General features: G+C 60.4%; 15 protein-coding genes and 1 pseudogene. 11 read left to right on the top strand and 5 right to left on the bottom strand.

Annotated features, from left to right (window positions below; all coding sequences use genetic code 11):
• Positions 1–9: 9 nt before the first annotated feature.
• From FE795_RS15780 to tssG, 4 genes are read left to right on the top strand one after another with little or no spacing between them, the layout of a single operon-like run.
• Entirely contained in the window at positions 10–492 is a 483-nt protein-coding gene (locus tag FE795_RS15780; RefSeq protein WP_003805467.1) for an Hcp family type VI secretion system effector, read from the top strand.
• 29 nt (positions 493–521) lie between these two features.
• Positions 522–1,064, top strand: coding sequence for a type VI secretion system baseplate subunit TssE (gene tssE, locus FE795_RS15775; protein ID WP_131071030.1), 543 nt, complete (start codon positions 522–524; stop codon positions 1,062–1,064).
• Positions 1,061–2,947: a type VI secretion system baseplate subunit TssF gene (tssF, locus tag FE795_RS15770; RefSeq protein WP_059318144.1), complete on the top strand. Its 1,887-nt coding sequence runs from the start codon at positions 1,061–1,063 to the stop codon at positions 2,945–2,947. The genes tssE and tssF overlap by 4 nt, the downstream gene beginning before the upstream one ends.
• Positions 2,944–3,987, top strand: a complete 1,044-nt coding sequence (gene tssG / locus FE795_RS15765; protein WP_003805472.1) for a type VI secretion system baseplate subunit TssG — start codon at positions 2,944–2,946, stop codon at positions 3,985–3,987. Before tssF ends, tssG begins: the two co-directional genes overlap by 4 nt.
• Positions 3,988–3,990: 3 nt before the next feature.
• Here tssG and FE795_RS15760 read toward each other — a convergent pair whose 3' ends face one another.
• Entirely contained in the window at positions 3,991–4,581 is a 591-nt protein-coding gene (locus FE795_RS15760; RefSeq protein WP_219235295.1) for an FHA domain-containing protein, read from the bottom strand.
• Positions 4,578–4,967: a TssQ family T6SS-associated lipoprotein gene (locus FE795_RS15755; RefSeq protein ID WP_219235293.1), complete on the bottom strand. Its 390-nt coding sequence runs from the start codon at positions 4,965–4,967 to the stop codon at positions 4,578–4,580. Before FE795_RS15755 ends, FE795_RS15760 begins: the two co-directional genes overlap by 4 nt.
• 186 nt (positions 4,968–5,153) lie before the next feature.
• Here FE795_RS15755 and tssJ point away from each other — a divergent pair, with 186 nt between their 5' ends.
• Genes tssJ through FE795_RS15725 form a run of 6 tightly spaced genes read left to right on the top strand, consistent with a single transcriptional unit; the run spans position 5,154 to position 14,060 of the window.
• A complete protein-coding gene (gene tssJ / locus FE795_RS15750) occupies positions 5,154–5,657 on the top strand; it encodes a type VI secretion system lipoprotein TssJ (protein ID WP_230406223.1) in 504 nt (167 codons plus the stop codon).
• Positions 5,658–5,680: 23 nt separating this feature from the next.
• Positions 5,681–7,003, top strand: coding sequence for a type VI secretion system baseplate subunit TssK (gene tssK, locus FE795_RS15745; RefSeq protein WP_219235291.1), 1,323 nt, complete (start codon positions 5,681–5,683; stop codon positions 7,001–7,003).
• Positions 7,004–7,017: 14 nt separating this feature from the next.
• On the top strand, positions 7,018–8,274 hold the full coding sequence (locus FE795_RS15740; protein WP_219235289.1) for a DotU family type VI secretion system protein: 1,257 nt from the start codon (positions 7,018–7,020) through the stop codon (positions 8,272–8,274).
• Positions 8,271–11,870: a type VI secretion system membrane subunit TssM gene (gene tssM / locus FE795_RS15735; protein WP_219235287.1), complete on the top strand. Its 3,600-nt coding sequence runs from the start codon at positions 8,271–8,273 to the stop codon at positions 11,868–11,870. Before FE795_RS15740 ends, tssM begins: the two co-directional genes overlap by 4 nt.
• Position 11,871: 1 nt before the next feature.
• Positions 11,872–12,615, top strand: coding sequence for a type VI secretion system-associated protein TagF (gene tagF / locus FE795_RS15730; RefSeq protein WP_219235285.1), 744 nt, complete (start codon positions 11,872–11,874; stop codon positions 12,613–12,615).
• 8 nt (positions 12,616–12,623) lie between these two features.
• Positions 12,624–14,060, top strand: coding sequence for a PEGA domain-containing protein (locus tag FE795_RS15725; RefSeq protein WP_219235283.1), 1,437 nt, complete (start codon positions 12,624–12,626; stop codon positions 14,058–14,060).
• 32 nt (positions 14,061–14,092) lie between these two features.
• Here the strand turns inward: FE795_RS15725 and FE795_RS15720 are convergent, their stop codons facing one another.
• Together FE795_RS15720 and FE795_RS15715 are read right to left on the bottom strand one after the other, a co-directional pair.
• Positions 14,093–14,998 (bottom strand): DMT family transporter, encoded by a 906-nt coding sequence (locus FE795_RS15720; protein ID WP_230406222.1) that lies wholly within the window; start codon positions 14,996–14,998, stop codon positions 14,093–14,095.
• Between the two features lie 92 nt (positions 14,999–15,090).
• Positions 15,091–16,482, bottom strand: a complete 1,392-nt coding sequence (locus FE795_RS15715) for an aminotransferase-like domain-containing protein (RefSeq protein ID WP_219235281.1) — start codon at positions 16,480–16,482, stop codon at positions 15,091–15,093.
• 128 nt (positions 16,483–16,610) lie between these two features.
• Between FE795_RS15715 and FE795_RS15710 the strand changes: the two are divergent.
• A pseudogene (locus tag FE795_RS15710) lies at positions 16,611–17,475 on the top strand (DMT family transporter).
• Positions 17,476–17,611: 136 nt separating this feature from the next.
• Here FE795_RS15710 and FE795_RS15705 read toward each other — a convergent pair.
• Positions 17,612–19,102 (bottom strand): nucleobase:cation symporter-2 family protein, encoded by a 1,491-nt coding sequence (locus FE795_RS15705; RefSeq protein ID WP_003805495.1) that lies wholly within the window; start codon positions 19,100–19,102, stop codon positions 17,612–17,614.
• Positions 19,103–19,343 lie beyond the last annotated feature (241 nt).

The raw sequence follows: 19,343 nt of genomic DNA, 5'->3' as shown, positions 1-19,343 counted from the left end.
GAGAAAAGCGTGTCTGTTGATATGTTCATGAAGATTGAAGGCGCCAATGGCGAGTCCAAAGATGCCAACCACAAAGACTGGACCGATATTCTGTCGTTCTCATGGGGCGCCTCCCAGCCCGGCAGCATGAGCTCGGGCGGGGGCGGCGGTCAGGGCAAAGCCAACTTCAATGATCTGCATGTGCTCGCCCGCATTGACAAGGCCGCCCCAGCGGTGATGAAGCATTGCGCCAGTGGCAAACATCTGGGCAAGGTGGAGCTGTCGGTGTGCAAGGCCGGTGGCGAGCAGGTGGAATACACCAAAATTACGCTGGAAGAAGTCCTGGTGACTTCGGTTCAGCTCAATGCCGAGCGTGATGTGGAAAGTGTGATGGTCAACTATTCCTTTCAGGCCGCACGCGTCAAGCAGCAATATTGGGAGCAGTCCGAGCGCGGCAGCAAAGGGGCTGAAACCCTGGTGGCCTGGGATATCAAGCAGAATAAAGAGGCCTGATCGGGCTGGCTTCTAGAGGTAGGGCCGCCATGGACCGCTTTCGCTTACCGGGACGCCGCGGGGCCGCGCTGATGCGCGGTCAGGCAGATCGCTTGCAACCGTGTCTGCTGGACCGGTTGACCGACGAGCGGCCCGATCAGATTTGGGAGCCACCCCAGCCCATGAGCCAGTACCAGATGCGCCAGGCGGTGTTGCGCGATCTGGGTCATTTGCTCAATACCCCCAATCAGGGGGCGACTCCCTTGATGCAGGCCTTGGTCCATGTGCGTCGCTCCTGCCTGAATTATGGTTTGAGCCCGCTGGCCGGCAAGACCATGAGCGAGGTGGAGTGGCTGGATGTGGAACAGGCGCTGCGCACCGCGATTTTGCATTTCGAGCCCCGCATTTTGCCCGATACCTTGCAGGTGCATTGTCTGGATCACCGCTCCCAGCAGGATCTGCATAACGTGCTAAGTCTGCGTATTCAGGGCCATGTCTGGTGTGAACCGTATCCGCAGGAATTTCTACTGCGCACCAGCATTGATCTGGAAAGCGGGCAACTGGATCTTGAAGAGAGTGACGCATCGGGATGAATCCGGAGCTTTTGCATTACTACAATCGTGAACTGGCGTATCTGCGCGAGCTGGGCGCCGAGTTTGCGCAAGCCTACCCGAAGGTGGCTGCCCGTCTGGGTGTCCACGATACGGCGGTCGCTGATCCCTATGTCGAGCGCCTTCTGGAGGGGTTCAGCTTTCTGACGGCCCGCATCCAGCTGAAGATGGACGCGGAGTTTCCCCGCCTGAGCCAGCAATTGCTGGATGTGATCCAGCCTTCCTGGCTGATGCCCACTCCCAGCATGGGCTTGGTGCAGTTTTGTCCCAGCATGAGCGAAGGGGCGCTGGCCAAAGGTTTTACGGTGCCGCGTCACACCACCTTGCGCTCCCGTATTCCGGCTGGAGAGCAAACCGCCTGTGAGTTTTCCACCTGTCATACCGTCTCTTTGTGGCCCATGGCCTTGACGCATGTGCAACTGGGTGATGTCGCTGCTGATCTGCCGCTGGCGGCGCTGGGTAGTCGACAGGCGGCACAGGCTCGTTCGGCCTTGCGGCTGGACTTTTCGGTACAAGGCGGCCTGACACTGGAAGAATTGGCGGTAGATGAGTTGAGCCTGCATCTGGCTGGCCCGGAGTCTGACAGCAGCGTGTTGCTCGATGCCTTGTTGCGTCAGGCCTTGGGGGTATTCGTGCAGATGGAGGACGAGGCGCCGCAGTTTCTAGCGATGTCCGATTGCCTGACACACGATGGCCTGGAAGATGATCAAGCCATCTTGCCCATGGTGTCCCAGGAGTTCTCCGGCCATCGCTTGTTGCGGGAGTACTTTGCCTTGCCGGGGCGATTTGCTTTCGTGCGGCTACGGGGTTTGCAAGCCGCAATTGCCAGAGCGCGGGCGCAGGCGCTGAAAAGCCGTCGCTGGAGTGTGCACATTGTGTTGAAACAGGCCTGGCCTGATCTGGCCGCTCGAGTCGGGCCTGGCCATGTGCGTTTGTATTGCACGCCCGTCGTGAATTTGTTTCGTCGACGCAGTGAACGTATGGCCTTGCGTCCCCAGGCAAGCGATCATCACGTGGTCATGGACAGAACCCGTCCCATGGACTTTGAAGTTTGCCTGATGGAGCGGGTGCAAGGCCATGGCCGACGAGGAACAGACGATGTTGTGTTTCGCCCCTTGTATGCCAGTACGGCTCAGGATGGAGGGGCATATGGCCGCTATTACACGTTGCGCCGTGAACCGCGCCTCGTGTCCGATGCCCAGAAGCGTTGGGGGGGACGCAGCAGTTACGTAGGCAGTGAAGTCTATGTCTCGCTGGTCAATCAGCATGAGCAGTCCGAGTTTTTTGGCATGAATCAGATCAGTGTGACCGCCTGGTGCAGTAACCGTGATTTACCTTTGCTGCTGCCTCGTTCGCCTGAGTCGGATTTCAGTTTGCAGGTGTCGGCCCCTGTGGCCGGTATCCGCCTGTTGGGTGGACTGACCCGACCGCGAGCGGCCTCGACGGGAGGCCGCCAGGCCTGGGAGCTGATCGCGCAGATGAGCTTGGCCCAGTTGGGTGTGGCGCAGTCAGACCCGATACAGGCGGCGGATCGCTGGCGTGCCTTGCTGGCTCCGCATGTGGACAGCGCTGATGCGGGTGCTCTGCGCCAGCTGGCGTCCCTTATGGCGGTTCAGGCGCGGCCCGTGCAGCGGGCCATGCCTGGGCCAGGGCCGTTGGTGATGGCGCGTGGCGTGCATTTTGAGGTCACGCTGGATCAGAGTGGTTTTCCCGGTGGCCGTCCGTTTGTTCTGGCCGCTGTGCTCAGTCGTTACCTGGCCCGCCATGTCAGTCTGAACAGTTTTGTTTCTACCCAATTTCGTTCCGAAGCAGGAGTGGAACTGGGCGCCTGGGGGCCGCAAGCAGGTACGCGGGCGGTGCTGTGAACCGGGCCGAGCAAGAGCAGCTCAAGCCACAGGCTTCCTTGGAGGAGCTGGGTCGGATCATTCAGCAATGGCCTTTTGGGCATGATCTGTTTCGGGTCTTGCGGGCCGTTGATGCCTTGCAGGCAGCCCAGGGCCAGCCTCGCTTGGGAACCGCGCCTACGCCGCGTCAGGAAGAGGTGCGGGTAGGCCAGCCGCCGAGTCTGGCGTTTGCGGCTTCCAGCGTGCAAACCGCGCGCTGGGAAGATGAACAACTGCATCTGGATGTGCAAGGCTTTGGCTTGTGGGGGCCCAATGGCCCTTTGCCACTGCACATGACAGAGTACTTTTTCCAGCGGAGCCGCAACTTTGGTGACCATGCCGGTGTGGCCTTTCTGGACCAGTTTCATCACCGTCTGTTTTTGCTGTTTTTCAGAGCATGGGCACAAGCGCAGGCGGTCTGTGACCTGGAACATGATCAGGATGGTTTCACGCGTTGGCTGGCCAGTCTGGCTGGAGTAGGGAGTCAGGGCGAATCGGCTCCCATGAGCGATCATGCCGTGTATTTTCAGGCGCCTGCGCTGGCGTCCCAAACTCGCAGTGCGCCTGCCCTGCAAGCGCTTCTGGCCAGCTATTTTCAAGTGCCCGTCAGCATTCAGCAGAACGTGCCGGTTTGGGTCGCGCTGGATGATCAAACCCAGGTCTGTCTGGGCCGCAGCTGTTCGGGGCTGGGGAAAAATGCCGTGCTGGGGGCGCGTATTCTGGACGTGCAGCAAACCATACGCATACGGATTGGCCCCTTGAGTCGGCAGGATTATGGACGCTTCTTGCCGGGCCGTCCGGCGTGGCGGCAATTGCGCTATTGCCTGGCTCTGTATCTGGGGCTGGAGTGGTCGGTTCAACTGCAACTGGTGCTGCATGCCAGTGAACAGCCTGATCTGGGCCTGGGGGCGGGAGTGGGGCTGGGCCAGGAAACCTGGCTGGGAAAACCCGGCACGCAGGACCGAGCGGATCTGTGCCTGTTTCTGGACAGCCGCCCCGATTGGCACGATCCGCGGCGCTAAGGCTTAGGCCTGACGCATTCCCTGCAAAAGATCGAACGCATTTTCCTTGTCCGACAAGGTGCTGACCCATTCCGGCGCGTGGCCCAATTCGGGCTGCCAGCTGACTGCCGGAATCGGGCTGTCGGTGCTGGTCGAGCGGCCCGGTTGGGCGGCGGCCTCAAAGGGATGCTTGTCCGAAGGGGCCGGCATGGGGCCGCCCACCGGGACCATGCCGGGAACATGCAGGTCTGCGAAAGGATCGGCCATGGGCGCCGCAGCCAAAGGCGTTTCAGGCTGCGTGCCAGGATGGGCACCCGACTCCACCCGGTAGTGCATGTCTCCTAAGGTCAGGCGATCCCCATTGTGCAAAGTCTGGACCTGCTCCAGTGCCAGCTCGATGCCATTGACGGCGACCTGACCGTCTGCGCTGGCTCGTTGAATCGTCAGCACATTTTGCTGACGTCGCAGGTAAGACAGGACGGGCGGTGTCTGATTGTTGTCGGGTAAGACCAGATCAGCCTGCGTCCAGGAGCCACACACCAGACCGGGTTCAGGCACTGGGCGGGGAGGGCCACCGGATTCGGCGTGTAAACGCCAGTCTAACGACGTGCTCATGGCTGGGCTCCCGCCACTTTTTCATAAACCGGCCCCCAGATGGGGTGACCGCGCTCGGCCCGGGCCAAGCTAAAACCAGGGTCCACCACCCGTGCCTGCTTGAAACGCTCTTCACACAAAAAGGTGTAGTCGCGCACACAAAAGCTGAAGGCCTGCAGTTTCAAGGCTTCGCTGTATTGATGGGACGCGGCAGCAGGCAAGGTGCTGGAGCGTCCTACTTGCCGGATCACGGCGGTGTAGTCGCCTTCGTGAAAGGCAGAGCGGATCTGCTCCAGCTCAGCTTCGGCAGCCGGGCTGAATACAGCCACCGGTTTGTTCGGGGTCTGGGCGCAGGCCGCCAGCAACAAGGCCAGAGCCGGTGAAATCAGGCGGGCAGGTAAATACATGGCAGAAAAAAGAAAAGTTGAACTTGCCACCAAGACTAGGAAAGGAAAAAGACAGCCAGATGACATGACGCGGATGCTTTTGTAAGAGTTGTTGCGCAAGGGTAAGCACCGAAACACCCCGTGTCCTTAACAAAGTTGTCGCATTCATGCTTTTAGATGGGGCGCATTGTCATTCAAGGAGACGTCGTGACCGTTTGCCGATTGCTTCGTTTGTGTTCGCTGCTGATGTTGGGCGTGTTGACCGCGTGCGCGTCCACCTCCAGTCGCATGGCCGTGCCTTATGAAATCGTTCTGACTGCGGACGATCAGCTCAACCCGGATACCACGGGTCGGCCTTCTCCGGTCCAGGTGCTGGTGTTCGAGCTGCGCTCGGGAAGTGCTTTTGAGTCGCGGGATTTCTTTGCCCTGCAGTCCGACCCGCAACAAGCCTTGCAAGCTGACCTGCTCAATGTCGCGCAGATCGTGCTGCGTCCCGGCCAGACCCATACCTTCAAAAGGCCGGGCGACCTGCAGGCCACCGCCGTCGGCGTTGTCGTGGGCTATCGCGAGTTGGATGCCAGTGTGTGGCGAGTGTTGCTGCCGCTGCCCGAGTCGCGCACCACCAATATTTACAAGTTCTGGCAATCGGCTCCCGATGCCGTCCAGGTCAGTCTGCAATTACGCAAAAACGCCATTCAAGTGCTTGATTGATAGGTGTGGAACGGATTAATTCAATGGATAAAGTGATTTGGACCGAAGGGCTTTTTTTACGGCCCCAGCATTTTCAGCAGATGGAGCGGTATCTGGAGCATTACGCCCAGGCTGGACGGCGTGCCACACAGCCCTTTTTTTGGGGCTTTGAAGCCTTGATTCTTGACGAGCAGGCCCTGAGCATGGGCAGTGTAGCGCTGCGTGAAGCGCGTGGCCTGCTGCCCGACGGGACGCCATTTGACAGCAGGCCGGGCGCCATGCAGATCGCGGCCTGGACCGCCCCTGAGCTTGTGCGTCCCGAGCGACTGATGTTGGTGTTGCCTCGGCCTCAGGCAGGTCGAGCAGAAGTTCAGTTTGACGTGAGCAGCGCACGTCGTTCGCGCTATGTGGTCAGCGAGCAGGACTTGTATGACAGCAGCGGCCTGTCCCCCGAGCCTTGTCTGTCTCAATTGGGGCGTTTGCAGCCTGTGCTCTTGCCGGAGTCCGAGGTCTATGAAGACAGCGTTGCCATGCCGGTGGCGCGCATTCTGGAACGCCGGTCTGATCGTTCCTTGGTGCTGGACCCTGATTTTATTGCTCCTGTCCTGTCCATTCAGGCGCACGCGCGGCTGAGCGTGTTGAGCGCTGATGTACAGGCCTTGTTGCAGGCCCGCGCCCAGGCGTTGGCCCAGCGACTGGGGCCGGGAGGGCGGGGGCAGGGCGATGTGGCTGACTTCATGATGCTGGAACTGGTCAACCGTTATCGGGCGGCCCTATGGGCCATGGAACAGCGCGCTCATGTACACCCCAGCGAGCTGTTTCAGATCTGGATGGAGCTGTATGGCGCTTTGGCCACCTACACCCAGGATGGGCGACAGCCGCTGGTCTGGCCTCCCTATCTGCATGACGATCTGGCCCAGTCCTTCTTGCCCCTGGTACTGGAGTTACGCCGGGCCTTGGCCGTAGTGCTGGAGCAGCAGGCCGTGTCGATTGCGCTGGAGGATAAAGGCCAGGGCGTGCGCCTGGCTCACATTGCCGATCGTTCGCTCTTGCAGCAGGCAGGTTTCATTCTGGCCGTACAGGCTGACTTGCCTGCTCAGACAGTACGCCAGCATTTTGCAGCGCAAGTGAAACTGGGGCCGGTGGAGCGCATTCGCGATCTGGTCCATCTGCAATTGCCCGGTATCGGTTTGCAGCCCTTGTCTGTTGCGCCGCGTGCTTTGCCCTATCACGCCGGGTTCACCTACTTCGAGCTGGAAAAAGGTGGCGAGTTATGGCGTCAGCTTGAGCACAATGGCGCCTTGGCCCTGCATCTGGCCGGAGATTTTCCTGGTCTGCAACTTGAGTTTTGGGCGATACGCCGCTGAACCGGAGCATGGCTATGAACGAGACAGTTTCCTGGGGCGCGGGCTCGGTGCCCGAACCGCGCCCATCGCGCGCGGACGCACCGCGCTATATCGCTCAAGGCGCCAATCCCCTGTTGGAGGCCGCCAACCCCTTGTTGGTCATGGTGTCGGATATTCGTCGTAGCACCCACCATGCAGACCCGGCGGGCTTGCGTGCCAAGCTGGTGGCTGAAATCCGTCAGTTCGAGTTGCGCGCACAGGCGGTACCAGTAGCCAATGAGACCATTTTGGCGGCCCGTTATTGCTTGTGTACGACCTTGGACGAGGCAGCCGCCTTGACGCCTTGGGGGCAGGCGGGCGTCTGGTCCTCGCATACTTTGCTAGTCACTTTTCACAACGAGACCTGGGGGGGAGAGAAGTTCTTCCAGCTTCTGGACAAGCTGATGCAAAGCCCGGCTGCGCATTTGCACTTACTGGAGCTGATGTATTTTTGCCTGGCCTTGGGGTTTCAAGGCCGCTACCGCGTCCATGAGCAGGGAGCGAGCCAACTGGAGACGGTGCGTCAGCGTCTTTACCTGAGCTTGCGTCAGTACGGTCCCACAGTGGCGGCAGCCCTGTCTCCACATTGGCGGGACAAACCGGCGCAAAAAGTGGGCAAACCCTTACCGGTGCCGATCTGGGTTGCGGTTTGCGTGGCGCTGCTGCTGTGCATGCTGATGTATCTGGGCGCAAACCTGTTGCTCAACCGGCAATCGGATCAGGTCTTTGAGGACATCGTGGCCCTGCGCTTGCCAGCCTTGCAGACACAAGGGCTGACCGAACCAGCCAGTGTGACGCCACCTGCGCCTTTGGCCTTGGCAGAGCTGCTGGCTCCTGAGATTGCCGAGGGGCTGCTGACCGTCAGGGACCAGGCCGACCGCAGTGTCATTGTCTTGCGCGGAGACGGTTTGTTTGACTCCGGAGCGGACCAGGTCCGCGCACCGCTGCTGCCTGTCATTGCACGCATTGCCGATGGCGTGGAGGCCGCGCCGGGGCTGGTGTTGGTAGAAGGTTATACCGATAACGTGCCCATACGCAGTGTGCGCTTTCCATCTAATTTTCATCTTTCGCAGGCGCGCGCCGACTCGGTAAAAGCCGTGCTGCAGGAGCGGTTGAGCCAGCCTGAACGCGTGCGTGCTCAAGGCCGGGCCGATGCCGCGCCCGTGGCCGACAATCGCAGCGCTCAGGGTCGTGCCCAGAATCGCCGGGTGGAAATCACCATCGTGCCCTTGAGCAAGGAGTCCGGGCAATGACACGTCTGTTGAATCTGGTCTTTAGCCGCGGCGTCTGGACCTTTGTGGGCGTCGTGATCCTGCTGGTGCTGATCTGGGTACTGGGGCCCTTGCTGGCGGTGGGTCAGACCCGGCCGCTGGAAACCGAGTTGTCACGCTGGATAGCAATGGCGGCAGTGTTGCTGTTCTGGCTGGTGCGTCTGCTTTGGCGCAGTTGGCGCGAAGGCCGCTTGAACGCGCAGTTGCTGGGACAGCTGAGCCGTCCCGCGCCAAAGGCGGCGGCCGCGGCTGCGAGCGTCACTGCCCATCCATTGCAAAGCCAGTTTGACGAAGCGATCGAATTGCTCAAGCGGATTCGTTTCGGCTCGCATGTGGGCGGGCGCCTGCGCTCCCTTTTGTCACGTCAGTACGTGTACCAGTTGCCCTGGTACGTCTTTATCGGGGCGCCAGGTGCCGGTAAAACAACGGCACTGGTCAATTCGGGACTGCAGTTTCCCTTGTCGGAACGCTATGGGAAAACCTCCTTGCGCGGGGTGGGCGGGACGCGTAACTGTGACTGGTGGTTTACCGACGAAGCGGTGTTGCTGGATACGGCAGGCCGCTACACCACCCATGAGAGTGATCCGGTGGGTGATGAGCAGGAGTGGCGGGGGTTTCTGGGTCTGCTCAAGCGCTACCGTCGCCGCCAACCGATCAATGGCACCTTGCTGACAATCAGTGTGCCGGACCTGTTGTCCAGTACCCCGGAGCAACGTCACGACCACGCACAGGTATTGCGCCAGCGTCTGGCTGAGCTGCGCGAGCGGCTCGGGATTCAGTTCCCTATTTATGTGCTGGTCACCAAGATGGATTTGCTCCAGGGTTTTCAGGAGTATTTCGATCATTGCAGCCGCCAGGAGCTGGAACAGGTCTGGGGCTTTACCCTGCCGTATGAGCGTGCGCGGGAGGCGGGGTTTTCCTTGTCTCACACCTATGGGCGCGAGTATGAGGCCTTGCATCAGCGCCTGGAGCGTGGCCTTGCCGCAGTAATGGCTGAGCAGCCTGATGAACGTGTACGCGCCGAGGCGTATCTGCTTCCGCAACAGTTTGCCCGCCTGGGGCCGGTGCTGGAAGAGTTTCTGGAACAGGTATTTAGCCAGTCCCGATTCGAGGCACCGCTTTTGCTGCGCGGCGTGTACTTCACCAGTGGGCGTCAAGGCGGGGTGCGCCTGGACCAGGTGCGTGATCCCCTGCGTGAATATCTGGAGGTGGATGTACAGGCGGATCACGCTCAGCCTGTGGCGAACCAGGGCCGCAGCTACTTTCTGACCCAGTTGCTCAAAGAACTGATTTTTCAGGAGGCCGGCGTGGCGGGCCGGGACGAGCGCTGGGAGCGCCGCGTGCGCCTGCGCCATTTTCTGGTTTACGGTCTGGTGGCGGCCGGTGTGCTGCTGTTGGGGCTGGCCTGGGGCCGCAGCGTTCTCCTGAATCGCGCTTACGTGGAACAGGTAGAGACTCGTATCCCCCAGGCCCAGCAACAAGCGGATCAGACACAGGTGCTGGACACCACGCCGGCAGTAGGGTTGCTGCCTTTGCTCGATATGTTGTCGCTGTTGCCGCAAAGCGATCAGTTTTCTCTGGATGCACCGGGGTTGGAGCGGCGCATGGGTTTATATCAGGGCCAGAAGATGAAAGCCGCTGCGGATACGGTGTATCAGCGGGCCTTGGAAAAGCTGCTGGCTCCCTTGCTGGCACGTCGTATTGAAACTGTGCTGCGCAGCGAACAGGCCCAGGACCTGGAGTATGGTTACGAGGCCTTGCGCGCTTACCTGATGCTCTACGACACGCGACGCTATGACGCTGTCCATTTGCAGACCTGGTTGCTGGGCAGTTTGAAGCAGGACTTGCCAGCCGGTTTTACCCAGTCGCAGTACGACAGGCTGGAGGGCCACGTTCGCGCGGTAACCCAGGCCGGTCTGCTACTGAATCCCTTTCCTCGTAATGAGGCTTTGATCGCGCAAAGTCGGGAGCGGCTGGCGCGCATCAGCCTGGAGCAGCGCACGTACAGCCGCATGCGTCGCATGTTGGCGGCCACGCCCGGCTTGTTGCCGATGTCGGTCGCGGGGATGGCGGGGCCTTATGCCGCTTCCGTGTTCCAGCGTGCCAGCGGCAAGCCCTTAACCGAAGGGGTGGACGGCTTGTACACCTACGAAGGGTACTGGACGGTGGTCGAACCGCGGATTGACAGCGAGTTGCGACAGATGCGCGAGGATGATCGCTGGATTCTGGGCTTGGACACGGGCGCCGCCCAATCCGAGGCGGCGCGCCGGGCCGCCAGCCAGGAATTGCGCCGCCTGTATCTGCTCGATTATGTGCGTGTGTGGGATGACTATCTGGCGGATTTGCGTCTGCTGCAAGGCGGCAGTTTGCTGGAAAACATTCAGTTGGCCCGTACCTTGTCCATGGCCGACTCGCCCTTGAAACAGCTGGTGCAGCAAGTGGCATTGCAAACCCGTTTGTTGCGCGAGGATGCTCAGCAAGGAGCATCGCTGGGTGCGCAGGCCAAGGTGAGATTGGACGATACGCGCCAGGCCTTGGAACAGATGTTCGGTCCGGTCGGTCTGGAGGGGAGCCGTCGTAATGAGCCTCAGGCCAAACAGGTCGAGGCGATTGTGGATCAGCACTTTGAGCCTTATCACCGCCTGGCCTCCAGCACGGGGGGCGCGCCTGCACCCATTGATGGCACGTTGGAGCTGCTCGATGAGTTCTATGCCTTTCTGACCTCCTCGGATGCTGCTTTGCGCAGTGCAGGAACTCCGCCGCCGTCCAATGTGCTGACCAAGTTGCAGGCCGAGGCAGGGCGTTTGCCCGGACCTTTGCGTGATGCGCTGGACCAGTTCTCGGTAGGCGCCTCTGCCGAGATTGCCTCACGCACGCAAGCGAGTCTGGGGCAGTTGCTCGATGCCACCTTGGGCCAGTTTTGCCGTAGCGCGATCGCAGGGCGTTATCCCTTTGCGGGGCAATCCAGCCAGGATGTTGCTCCTAACGACTTTGCTCGTCTGTTCGCACCGGGTGGCTTGATGGATGCTTTCTTTCAAGAGCATTTGATGCATCAGGTGGATATGTCGGGCGGGCGCTGGCGTTTCAAGCCGGGTATAGACGGGCAGGCGGCGGCCAGCTTCCGTTATCTGGATGCGTTTCAGCGTGCCGCCGTGATTCGTGACGTGTTTTTTCCAGCCGGAAGCACTCAGCCACGTATTGATCTGGCATTCACCCCGGTGCAACTGGATGCGGCGCTGTCGCAAGTGCTTCTGGATGTGGATGGGCAGGTGTTGCGGTACGCGCATGGCCCCCAGGTAGCGATGGGAGTGCAGTGGCCTGGGCCGCGAGGAGGCCGTCAGGTCAGCCTGGAGGCCCAACCGCAGTCCGAGGGGGCGGGTATAAGGGCCACTGGCGCGTGGGCGCTGTTGCGCTTGCTGGACAAGGCGCAAGTCGTGCCAGGAGCACCAGCAGGTGCCCAGCGCCTGTCCTTTGCCCTGGGCGGACGTCAGTTTGTCGTGGATGTGGTGGCCAACAGTTCCAAAAATCCATGGCGTCTGGCGGAAATGCGAGGGTTTACTTGTCCGGGGAGCCAGTGAGATGCTCAACGATGAGTTGGACGCGAACCTTGCCGTCATGTGGTACGGCAAGATTCCAGCAATGGGCGATTTCGTGCGCAGACGCATGCCCGACTCGATTCTGCTGCCGTGGGAGCGCTGGTTCAGTAGTGGGGTCAGTCAGATTCGTCCATTCACTAAGCCGGCTGGTGTCAATCTAGCGGGCTCCGCCGTTCCGGTCTGGGGGTTTGTCAGGTCCTTGCCTCAGGGCGGGGTGCAGGCGGGCGCGGTCATGCCCAGTCAGGACCGGGTTGGACGGGAGTATCTGGTCTGTGCCCTGGTGGCCTTGGATCTGGAGCAATGTCAGCGCGTTCGTCTGCCTGTTCTTGCCAGTCTGGTTGAGCAACTGGGGCTGGTCTTGCAGCAAGGGGTGCGGTTTTGCTGGGCCGCGACGCAGGTAGACCAGACCTTGTGCCGTGCGCTGCCGGTTGCTGGCTTGTTGGCTGACAGTGCTGCCGCCCGGCTGGAACAACGCGAGGCAGGTCAGGACATTCTGGATGTGTTGTATGGCACGCGTGGGGGAGCTGTGCCGCAAGACCCATGGGCGGTGTTACAGCCTTGCCTGGAACCCGGCTCTCAACGCAGCTACTGGTGGTGTTTGGGGATGAACAACCCCAACTGGCGTAGCGTGACCCATCGTGGTGAGTTGAGCCTTGCCCTGTTTCGACGCTTGTTTACCTCAGTTACAGCGGCCGATCTTGATGGCCGTCTCTCTCAATCCTGGTGAGAACTTTCATGAAACGAACGACTTCTGCCCATGATGGACAGGGCCGTCCTTTGGGGCAGGTTCTGGATTCTTTGTCGCTGGACCAGCGGCTGCTTATTCTGGAGCATTTGGCCTTGCAACTGGCCCAATTGCATGAGCGGCAGGAATGGTATGGCGCGTTAGGTTTGGATACGGTGATATTGACCGACGAGGGCCTGGTTCAGTTACAAGCGCTGGCGCAGGTCCTGCACAAGCGTAACCTGACTCAGGCCCGTGCTTATGGCATGGCGTTTGATGAGCCTTGTGCGGCCCCTGAACAGTATGTGGACGACCCGACCCGGCCTGCTGGGCCGTGGACAGATGTCTACGGCTATGCCGCGTTGCGCTGGCACTTGACGACGGGCGCGCCCTTGACGGCCGCACCCTGGCGACAGCTAAGGGACCCGGTGGGGATGGATGAGGAGGCGGATGGCCCCACCCAGGCCATGTTGCAGGGCTTGGCATTGGACTGGGTTCAGCGCCCGCAATCCATGCTGTCGTATCGACGACTGGAAAGGTTAGGACAGGTGTCTGACTCTGTCTCTGAGCAGACAGCGCTGGCGCGGCCCGTGTTGCCCATACGAACCGAACGCCGCGCCTTTGGCTGGCGTTGGCTGGGCGGCTTGGCCTTGCTGCTGGTGGTAGGGCTGGCAGTAGGGTACTGGAGCACAGGCAGTGAGGAGTCAGGATCGCTTGTTGCCACCACAGAGAGCGGCCAGGCCTTGATGGCCGAAACCCCTTCCAGAGGGGCGGCTCCCAAAGGGCAGGAGGGCCAGGCGGATCTGCGGGGTTTGCCGACGGCAGAGGGGTCCGTACAGGCCGTTTCAGAGCCAGTCGCGGCGCTCCCGAACACCTCGAGCGAGAGTGAGCCGTCTTCCCCGCCAGGGTTATCCGTTGCCGTGTCCGGGCAGGGGCAGGAAGGCGGACCAGTCGCGCTTCAGGCGGTGCAACCCGTTACGACCGATGCCATTCCATCGTTGGCGCCCATGTCGGCTCAAGCCAGCGTGTTAGCCGGGCAGGCACGGGTTCAGGCTGTCGAGCCGGCTGCCGAGGCGGTACAGGTATCAGACATGTCGGCTGGGTTGGATGCCCTGCCATCGCAGCCAGCCCAGCCAGAGCAAGCGTCCGATGAGCCGAGCCGTCTACCGCGGGTTGAGCCGACCCCTGCGGATACTGCCAAGCCTGAAGCCGTTGCACCGACGCAAGCGGCGCCCACGGCCAAAGGTACCGTCGTGCTGGATGTGCGGCCGTGGGGCGAGATCTATGTCAATGGACGCAAGCAGGGAGTCAGCCCGCCGTTGAAGTCCTTGTCCTTGCCGGCCGGCACACACCGCATCCTGATTAAAAATGCCGGCCTGCCGCCGTTTAGCAGCACGGTACGGGTGCGATCAGGACAGACAGCCAGCGTCAAACATGCATTCAACTAGTTGACGAGTGGGGCAAGGCGGTGGGGGCTGACTTAGACCGCCTTGCGTCTGCCAATCAGACCGGTGGCCAGCAATGTACCCAACAAGACCGTGCTCATGCCGATCAACATTTGCGCGGTCAGCGCTTCGTCCAGCAGCAAGGCGCCCCAGAGCACTCCGAAAGGTGGCACCAGAAATGTGACTGTGATGGTTTTGGAGGGGCCGACGTTGGCGAGCAGACGATAGAAAATCAGGTAGGCAACGGCGGTACATAACAGGGATAGGGACAGCGCCGCGCCCCAGGCGGGCACGCCTGGTGTTTGAGCCGGCCACCAGTATATGGCGGCGGGCAGCAAAACCAGGGTGGCGCTGACCATGCTGCCAGCCGCGACCGCTTGGGGTTGGACTCCGCGCAGATAGCGCGCGGTGAAGTTGGCGGCAATGCCGTAAAACACGGTGGCCAGCAAAGACGCCAGGACAGCCCAGCCTTCGGCCCCTTTGTTAAAGCTGAGCTTGTCGTACACCAGAATCAGAATGCCTAAAAAGCCGACGCACAGGCCCAGAATGCGGCTGGGCGTCAGGCGTTCTTTGAGCCAGACCCGGGCAACCAGTGCGCCAAACAGGGGTGCCATGGCATTGAGGACCGCCAGCAGGCCCGATTCCAGTCGCAATGCCGCAAAGGCATACAGGGAAAAAGGCGCGGCGGCATTGAGGACTCCGAGCGCAAAAATGGGCTTCCAGTTCGCCAGGAACACTAGCAGGCGGCCCGTGGCGGTGATATAGCTCATCAGGGCCAGGGCGCTGACACCGACGCGCACGGCGGTCAGCGGGAAAGGGCCAAAGTCGGGAACCGCCTGCAGGGTAAATAAAAATGAGCCGCCCCAGATGGCGGCCAGCAGGAATAAATCGCGTAAGTCTTTGGGGGACATGGGAATGGGATCGGTGGCGGCGGTCCGCATGGGCCGCCCAACAGAACAGATTGTAATCCCCCACCCCCGGCAGAGCATCATTGCCCGTTTCCGTGGCAAGAGGGCGAACACTGTTCAAGGGCTTAATCGGGTCGCGCTTGATCAAGCGCGTTCTTGAGCACCGTAAAAATACGCGTGTCGCTGCATTGGGCAACATTAAAGCGCAAGAACTGAGCGGCATCCGCTGCTTGACTGAACACGGGGCCAGGAGCCAGGATCACGCCATGGGGCAGGCAGGCGCGAGCCAGACTCAGGGCGTCGTGGCCTTCGGGCAGACGGGCCCAGAGAAACATGCCTTCGCGCGGGCGTAGCCACGGACTGAGGCCGAGCTGCTCCAGGCGCGTCAGGGTCACGTCCATGGCCTTGGACAGCCGGTATCGAATGTGCTCAAGATGTTTACGATAGCCGCTGTCGCCCAGCGCACTGTTCAGAATATGCGAAGCCAGGCGGTTGCTGCTGAAACTGGTTGCCGTGCGCAAATCCACCAGACTTTCTATCCAGGGCGCCTGTGCGGCGATGTAGCCGCAACGCAGCGACGCCGACAGGGTTTTGGAAAAACTGCCTATTTGCACGACGCGGGACAAGCCATCCAGTGCCGCCAGACGGGTTGTCGGGCGCGTTTCCAGATCGCCGAAAATGTCGTCCTCGATAATGTAGAGGTCGGCACGCTGCGCCATTGCCAGAACACTGTGCGCTGTAGCGGCCGAAAGCCGTGCTCCGGTCGGGTTGTGGATCCCCGAATTACTGATGTAGAGGCGGGGCTTGTGCTGTTGAAGTGCCGCTTCAAAAGCGGTCAGATCCAGCCCCTGGTGGGTGTAGGGCACACTGACGACGTTGGCCCTGTGCGCCCGTAGCAAAGCGTGAAAATTGAAGTAGCAAGGGTCGTCCACCAGCACGGTATCGCCTGCTTCCAGAAGAAATCGGCAAATCAGGTCAATAGCCTGAGTGCCTGAATCGGTCAGCATGATTTGATGCGGCCCAACTTCAATATCAGATTGCACAAGACGGCGGGCCAGTCGTTGTCGCAGAGGCTCCAGACCGAGGGGTGAGCCATAGTCCGTCAGGTCCTGGCTGGCACTGCGTGCTGCTTTGCGCAGCCCCCGCCGCACGCCTTGTTCATACATCCAGTCCGAGGGCAGCCAGCCACAGCCGGGCATGAGTGCATCGTCGTCGGCCTCCAGAGACTGACGAGAGATCCACAAAGGGTCTATATCCCTGTCCAGTGCAGGTTCCAGGGCCGTCAGGCTCAGGGGGGCCAAAGGGGCCGTCACATAAAAGCCGGAGCCGGGCCGGGCTTCGATCAGCCCTTCTGCCGCCAGCCGGCCGTACGCCTCCACAATCGTAGAGACCGAGACGCCGGATGAACGGGCGTGTGCCCGCACAGAAGGCAGGCGTGTGCCCGGCGGATAGGTCCGTGCGGCGATGCGTTCACGCACGGATTGCATGAGGTGGTCGATACGGGTCAAGGCAGGCATGAGGCAGGGTTAGGCACGGTGTATGGGGATAAAGGCCAATACAGTTTTTTAAAACTGTACTGGACTGTGCCTGGGTATCCTGGCATAGCTGTGTTGTACTGACAAGCTTCTTTGGGGGAGAAAAAGCGATGGATAGCAAGGCGGTCAGCTGGCTGAATGGTTTTATGGGGGTAGCGATTTTTGCTGGTTCTTTACCGGCTACACGGGTCGCTGTGCTGGGTATGGACCCATTTTTCCTGACGGGTGCGCGAGCCGTCGTGGCTGCGTTGCTGGCCAGCGTCTGGTTGCTGCTGGGGCGCGTGGCACGGCCACAGCGATCGGATCTGTTGTCCCTGGCCGTGGTCGGTTTTGGTGTCGTGCTGGGATTCCCCTTGTTGACCGCGCTGGCCCTGCAGTACATCACTTCGGCGCATTCTATTGTGTATGTCGCCTTGTTGCCTTTGTGCACTGCGCTTTTTGGGGTGGTCTTGGCCGGTGAACGGCATAAACCCGTGTTCTGGTTATGCTCTGTTTTGGGCTGCCTGCTGGTGATGAGCTATGCCGCGCAGCAAGGGCTGGAAGCGGCCTGGCAAGGCGATCTGTATATGCTGGCAGCGGTGGTGGTCTGTGGCATGGGCTACGCCGAAGGTGGGCGTCTGTCGCGCCGCCTGGGAGGCTGGCAAGTAATTTGCTGGGCGTTGGTGCTGTCCTTGCCCTTGATGTTCCTCATGATGATCTGGTTCTGGCCCGCCAGCTTTGACACGGTCACCCTCTCGGCCTGGCTGGGGTTTGGCTACGTGTCGGTCTTCAGTATGTTTTTGGGCTTTGTGTTCTGGTATCGAGGACTGGCGCAGGGGGGGCATCGCGGCAGTCGGACAGTTGCAGTTGCTGCAACCTTTTATGGGCTTGGCATTGGCTGCGGTCCTGCTGGGCGAGGCCGTCAATGCCAGCATGATCTGGGTCACGATGGGGGCCGCCTTGTGTGTGGCGGGGGCGCGGCGTTTTGCTTCCTGAGACAAGCGCTGTTCGCCGTATGGCCCGTTTGGCCTTGAGCGGTGGCCCCCAGACCCAGGGCACCTGTGTCGATCAAACCGGCCTGTTTTTCATCATGACAACAAACAGGCCGGTTTTCAATCATGCCGGGCGTTAACTACGCTTCGGCGTGTTTGGCGGCTTCTACCGCTGCGTGGGTGTCTTCTTTGGCGCCATTAAAGAACAGGTTTAGTAAAACGGCGGCCATCGAGGTCAGCAAAATACCCGATTCGATCAGCGGATGGATGGCGTGGGGCATCCACTGCATGTAATTGGGCGCCACCAGCGGGATCATGCCCACGCCAATCGAGATGGCGACAATCATGGAGTTGTTGCGGTTGGTCTTGTAGTCCACGCCGGACAGAATACGGATGCCGGTGGCGGTGACCATACCGAACATCACAATGCCGGCACCGCCCAGAACCACGGTAGGCAAGGATTCCACCAAGGCGGCCATCTTGGGCAGCAGGCCCAGAATAATCAGAATCACGCCGCCTGCCACGCACACAAAGCGACTGCGCACACCCGTTACGGCGACCAGACCCACGTTCTGCGAGAAGCTGGAGTAGGGGAAGGTATTGAAGATACCGCCCAGCAAGGTGCCCAGACCATCGGTACGCAGACCACGCGCCAGATCCTTCTGATCCACCTTCTTGCCCGTCATGTCGCTCAGCGCCAGGAACATGCCGGTCGATTCAATCAGCACCACAATCATGACCAGGGTCATGGTCGCAATGTGCAAAATGTTGAACTTGGGCATGCCAAAGTGAAACGGCAGAACCAGATCAACCCAGGCCGCGTTGGCCACTTTTTCGTAAGTCATGATGCCCATGGCCGAGGCCACAACCGCGCCAATGACAATACCCAGCAAGACAGCCACGTTAGCCAGAAAGCCTTTTGCGAATTTGGCAATCAACAGAATCGATGTCAGTACGATGGCCGCAATGCCCAGACCTGTCAGGTTGGCGTAACGGGGGTTGGGAACGGTGGCTTTCAAGGCCAGTCCTTCCGGGGGCGGTGGCAGGGCGGAGCCGGGCATGGCGGCAGCGGATTGGGCGTGCTGTATCCAGGCCAGATGGTCGGGGTTGATGACGCTGGGCGCAGTCGGGCCGACAGGATTGCCGAAAATCCAGTTGATGCCCACACGCATCAGCGTAATGCCGATCATGGCAATAATCGTGCCAGTGACCACCGGCGGGAAAAAACGCAGCATCCGGCTCACGGCAGGGGCAATGATCATGGTGATGATCCCGGCCCCGATGACGGTGCCAAACAGCATTTGAGCGCCCTCATGACCGGGGTTGGACTGGGCCATGGACACCATGGGACCCACGGCAGCGAAGGTAACGCCCATCATGACAGGCAGCTTGATGCCAAAGTACTGCGTAAAACCCATCGATTGAATGATGGATACGATGCCGCAGACAAACAGGTCTGCGGCGATCAGGATAGATACTTCTTCAGACGACAGATTTAAAGCCCGGCCCACAATTAGTGGAACCGCGACGGCACCGGCGTACATTACCAAAACGTGCTGCAGGCCCAATGCAGCCAGCCTGCCATTCGGTAATCGTTCGTCGACGGGTGCGGTGGTCGCGTTCGTACCCATGAGATGTCTCCAGAGTGGATTAATTATTAGATGTAGCCATCTCAATGTAACGGCGTGCGACAGGCGCGCCATAAGACAATTCGTATAGCGCCTAGGCGAACCAGCCTATAGATGAGGGATAACCCCGAAAAAAAACGCCCTGATTCGGGCGTTTTTGTACAGGCTAAGGGAAAACACTGCTTTGGTCACATATTGTCAGGCGCAAGCCCGCAATCCTTGTTGCGCGGCCATGGTAAAGGTA

Origin of the sequence: Alcaligenes ammonioxydans (genome assembly GCF_019343455.1) — a bacterium.
Lineage (GTDB): Bacteria > Pseudomonadota > Gammaproteobacteria > Burkholderiales > Burkholderiaceae_B > Alcaligenes > Alcaligenes ammonioxydans.
Note: the sequence above shows the minus strand (reverse complement) of the source record. Positions and strands in the feature narration are given on the sequence as shown.